6 protein-coding genes are annotated in these 4325 nt (G+C 56.4%); 4 read left to right on the top strand and 2 right to left on the bottom strand.

All coding sequences use genetic code 11. The features are described 5' to 3' along the window. Both ABSE61_RS36260 and ABSE61_RS36265 read left to right on the top strand, forming a co-directional pair. A partial coding sequence (locus ABSE61_RS36260) for a hypothetical protein (protein ID WP_423875960.1) occupies positions 1–223 on the top strand: 223 nt, incomplete at its 5' end. A gap of 79 nt (positions 224–302) precedes the next feature. Next, a complete protein-coding gene (locus ABSE61_RS36265) occupies positions 303–677 on the top strand; it encodes a PRC-barrel domain-containing protein (protein ID WP_423875961.1) in 375 nt (124 codons plus the stop codon). A 126-nt stretch (positions 678–803) separates the two neighbouring features. Here the strand turns inward: ABSE61_RS36265 and ABSE61_RS36270 are convergent, their stop codons facing one another. Continuing rightward, positions 804–1076 (bottom strand): GlsB/YeaQ/YmgE family stress response membrane protein, encoded by a 273-nt coding sequence (locus ABSE61_RS36270; RefSeq protein ID WP_423875962.1) that lies wholly within the window; start codon positions 1074–1076, stop codon positions 804–806. Between the two features lie 900 nt (positions 1077–1976). On the opposite strand from ABSE61_RS36270, the gene ABSE61_RS36275 reads away from it, so the two are divergent. Further along, on the top strand, positions 1977–2162 hold the full coding sequence (locus ABSE61_RS36275; protein ID WP_423875963.1) for an Arm DNA-binding domain-containing protein: 186 nt from the start codon (positions 1977–1979) through the stop codon (positions 2160–2162). A gap of 713 nt (positions 2163–2875) precedes the next feature. Continuing rightward, positions 2876–3997: a sensor histidine kinase gene (locus ABSE61_RS36280; protein WP_423875964.1), complete on the top strand. Its 1122-nt coding sequence runs from the start codon at positions 2876–2878 to the stop codon at positions 3995–3997. Positions 3998–4035: 38 nt separating this feature from the next. On the opposite strand, the gene ABSE61_RS36285 is transcribed toward ABSE61_RS36280, so the two are convergent. Beyond that, positions 4036–4325 (bottom strand): hypothetical protein (locus ABSE61_RS36285; protein WP_423875965.1); only part of this gene is annotated, 290 nt, incomplete at its 5' end.

Consider the following 4325-nt stretch of genomic DNA (forward strand, 5'->3'; position numbering starts at 1 on the left):
GCCTATAATGTCGGCGAGTGATTTCAGTCCAGGCCATCGTGCTCTCCCTCGAATCTTTGCAAATCCGAAGGAATCACAACTGGCTGAAATCACTCAGCTTCTTTTTCAGTCCGGCTCTAAGGGAGAGCGCGATCCAAAGGCCCTGAAAATTGCGGCAGTTTCAGTGTTGTCAGATAGCTCGCATTATTCCCACGACATTTGCGAAAATCGCCGCGTAGTTTGAAAAAGCCTCGGCGTCGCAACTAGGAACGTTCTCACTCCCTTTCGGTTAGATCATACAAACTAACCATTGGAGGGATCAGATGCCTAACCTAGCTCCCACTGACGACGACCGTGAATTTGGCAATCTAATTGGCAGCGACAAGGTCGAGGGAACTGCCGTCTACGGTGTGGATAGCAAGAAGATCGGTTCGATCAAGCGAGTGATGCTCGATAAACGCACCGGCAAGGTGTCCTACGCCGTGCTGAGCTTCGGTGGCTTCCTCGGTATCGGCGACGACTATTATCCCTTGCCTTGGCACTCGTTAAAATACGATACCAATCTCGGTGGCTATATCGCCGGGATCACCGAGGATAGGCTCAAGGGCGCTCCGAAATACTCAAACGAAAGCTCTTGGAATTGGAGCGCTCCGGGCACCACCAAGTCCATTGACGATTACTACATGGCTTATCCGTAAAGAAGTGCCCCGGTACCATTACGGCGCCGGGGCTTTCATTGTGGATCAGCTAGCGCGGTAGGCGTATGGATTCTTGAAACGAGCAGGAGCCGTAGTTTCTGCGATATGTCCGGGCGCTTGTAGGGATTAGGCTAACCTGCCTCGACCGGAGACAAGCCTGAGGATTAGTAGCAGCACAATCGCGCCAATGGCTGCAGAGATGATTTCCGAGACAACACCTGTACCAAGATGAAATCCTAAGCGGGGAAATAGCAAGCTGGCCACGAAGGCGCCTATTACGCCCACTACCAAGTCTCCTATCAGGCCGAAACCGGCGCCGCGAACGATCTGACCCGCTAGCCAGCCAGCAACGATACCTACGATCAAGATCACAAGCAGACTCTCACCTGATAAATTCATCTTGAAATTCCTTGGCCGTGATCGATCTGGCGGGGCAAGTCTGCGCTCGGACGAAGGTTCCTCTGCGCTATCTTATTTCTATACCCTAGCCGCTCCTGAATCCCGTTTTGGCGGGTCGTCTTGTTTGAGCGAGGAACGATTTGCGCTTCGATACGCTTGGTTCAATGCCGGAACGCCCCTGCGCCCCATCGGCTATCCGGTAAAATATCGGCCCCAGCTTTTCCCCCGGAGCTGGGGCCGTTTTCCAGCGACAGAAGGTCCAGGAGGCGTCGCATGCCATTTCCGATCCAGATCGACGAAGAGCAGAATGTGGCCATTCGCACCGAAGTCGCCGAACGTCTACGGACGATGCACTCCTTGGAAGGGCGGCAGAGGGTGCCACGCTCTATTCGGCAATCGATAGATCGGCTGGCCGAATTGGAGGTCAGATCGAAGCTTGATGCGTCGCCGCCTGTCGTGCCTTCGGAAAACGGGGGCTGGTTAAAGCGGTTCTCACGACGATTTGGCTAGGTGGCAGTCGAGGTCCCTTATTGGAGCCGGGGGGAGGGCCTACAATAACGCATTAGCGAGTCATCGATTCGTTTTTGCGCGTTGAAAGGTGTGAGTGCGGAAACAAACCAAAACGCGCCAGCGGTCAATTCTGAGTCATCTAGCGGTATTCGCCGAGCGGTTTAACACTGAAACGGGAAAGCGGGAATGGACTGTCGGGGGTTAACACCGTAGCGAGCCCCCGCTACCAAAAGCCTATCTACCGACGTTCACCCATATTCACAGATGACACCGAAGCCTTTGTTTTACCGGGGTGTTCTTTTCTATTGGTATATCTGTGTATTCACATAGACAGCCCAAAATCCACGTCCTAAACGGGGGTAGGCTCGTGGAATTCGGAAGACACTTTCCATGACACTGACGGCGCTTCAGGTGAAGAACGCGAAACCCGGCGACAAGCTGCGCGACGGCGGCGGCCTTCGGCTCGACGTCGATCGTAGTGGCAACAAGAGCTGGGTTTTCCGCTTCACTTCGCCGATCACTGGCCGCGAGCGCTGGATGGGACTCGGGCCGCTCCGCGACGTCACGCTCGCATAGGCGCGCGACGCTGCCGCCGACGCGCGCTCGCTCGGCAATCGGCAGCGCTGGTTCAGTCATCATCAAATTGGCTTTCGCTGACGGACGGAAACAGGATCATTCCGTAGTTCAAGCCACGAAAGCTCGGCGGTCTATTTGATCCATGTCAAAAGCCGACACCTTAAGATTACGGGGCAGTAACGCCGACCAACGGAGACCAAGGGACAAGCCGCATCCAAAGCCTTTGGCTTTTCTATCAGCACGGCGGCTTCGCGCTGCGAACGACATGGATCGGACTGCGGCCAAACGGTGTTTGATGTAGCGAACGAGAAACGGGCTGCGATTAATGGCGACCAGGCTGAAGTCCGTAGTGGGTCCTGGCCGTGAAAAAACACCCTTCCAAGGATGGTCATTGGAGGGCTTGACACCCAGACCCGGAATTAGAGAACACTGTCCGCCAGGAACAGACTCACGCAGCGCAGCAAACCGCGTCAGTTTGCGTTTCCTTCCAGCAGCGGATCAGGGACAATGGCCTACATCGTCCTTCGAACGGTCGCTGCGAGTGGGAGGTCTTTACACGCACTGCCGTTCGACCTTTCGTAGAAGCTAGTCATACCAACGTATGAGTGGTCTTTAACTTTTTTTTCGAGGCAGTTGTTGGGGGTTGCGGTCTTGGATGGGGTTGTGAGAAAGCAGGTCACACTCTGTGCGACCATGTTGATGGGGCTTTGGGCATGCTTTCCCACGAACTGCTGCAGCAACTCCCTGTATGCGCCTGGACGCTCAAGCCCGATGGGACGCCGGATTTCGTAAATCGAGTTTGGCTTGAGTTCGCCGGTCAGACACTCGATTTTGTCCGGTCGCATCCAGAGGCCTGGATGACCGCGGTCCATCCCGAAGATCAAGAGTTCGCAGCCAAGAGCTTTTGGAAGGGCGTGCGCTCGGGACAAGGATTCGCATTTGAAACCCGGTCTCTCCGCGCTCAGGACGGCGTCTATCGCTGCCATCTCCAGCAAGCCCTGGCCCTTCGCGATGCGGAAGGAAAAGTCCTCAAATTCGTCGGTACGACGACCGACATCGACGACCAGAAGCGGGCCGAAGAGGCTCTGCGCCAGGCCGCGGCGGAGCTGGCTCACGCGAACCGGATCGCGACAATGGGCCAGCTATCGGCCTCCATTGCCCATGAAGTCAACCAACCTATCGCTGCAACATTGATGAATGCCGGAACCGCAGCGCGCTTCCTCGACCGTCTGCCGCCAAATCTGGAAGAGGCGCGACAGGCGATCGACCATATTATCAGAGACGGCAAGCGGGCCGCCGACGTTGTGAGCCGGATTCGTAATTTCTCCCAAAAGCCGCCGCCGCAGAACGGAGTCGTGGAGATAAACGAAGCCATTTTGGAGATTATGGGACTAACCCGTGTCGCAACGTCAGAGCATGGCGTTTTGGTGAAGATGCAGCTGTCAGACGGATTGCCGCCCATTGTGGGGGATAGAGTCCAGTTGCAACAGGTCATCCTCAACCTGATCATGAACGCGATAGAAGCGATGAGCGACGTCACCGAGGGACCGCGCGAGTTGTTAATCAGTACTAGTGAGGCCGAGCCGGGCAGCGTGATTGTCGCTGTGAGCGATTCCGGCCCCGGCCTACCTGCTAATCCCGAGCACCTCTTTGAAGCGTTCTACACGACCAAGGCCAGTGGCTTGGGGATGGGGTTAGCGATTTGCCGCTCGATCACCCAAAACCATGGCGGCCGACTATGGGCTACGCCGAATGCACCCCACGGCGCTGTCTTCTGCATGCTACTACCGTTCGGGGAAAAATCGCCTGAAAACCCCGAGTCATCTACGCCCTAGTCTCGCTGAAAAGGCGAACGCGACCGGCCGAATTGCCGTCACCGCAGGGGACCGTTTTGGGCGAAACCACCGAAACCACCGAAACCACCGAGACGGAACAATCGGAATGTCAGTTGGGTCAAACTCGGTCCTCGGACCGTAACAAAGCTAGGTCCGTTCGCCTCCTCATAGCGGACTTGCGGTGACAGCACCGCTTTGACGGTTTCGTGCCAAAGCACAAAGTCGCTGCGCTCCAGCCCGCTGCGCGGGGGCAAAGGCCGAGAGAGCGGAAGCCCGCCGAGGGTAAAGCGCTGGCGGGTTTGAGAGCCCCGTCCTGAGATCGAGGTGT

This window comes from Bradyrhizobium sp. (assembly GCF_049519115.1).
Lineage (GTDB): Bacteria > Pseudomonadota > Alphaproteobacteria > Rhizobiales > Xanthobacteraceae > Bradyrhizobium.

What these genes read in the sequence shown, in the direction of transcription:
- ABSE61_RS36265 (WP_423875961.1), top strand. Translation starts at nt 303, where the DNA reads ATGCCTAACCTAGCTCCCACTGACGACGACCGTGAATTTGGCAATCTA.
- ABSE61_RS36270 (WP_423875962.1), bottom strand. Translation starts at nt 1,076, where the DNA reads ATGAATTTATCAGGTGAGAGTCTGCTTGTGATCTTGATCGTAGGTATC.
- ABSE61_RS36275 (WP_423875963.1), top strand. Translation starts at nt 1,977, where the DNA reads ATGACACTGACGGCGCTTCAGGTGAAGAACGCGAAACCCGGCGACAAG.
- ABSE61_RS36280 (WP_423875964.1), top strand. Translation starts at nt 2,876, where the DNA reads ATGCTTTCCCACGAACTGCTGCAGCAACTCCCTGTATGCGCCTGGACG.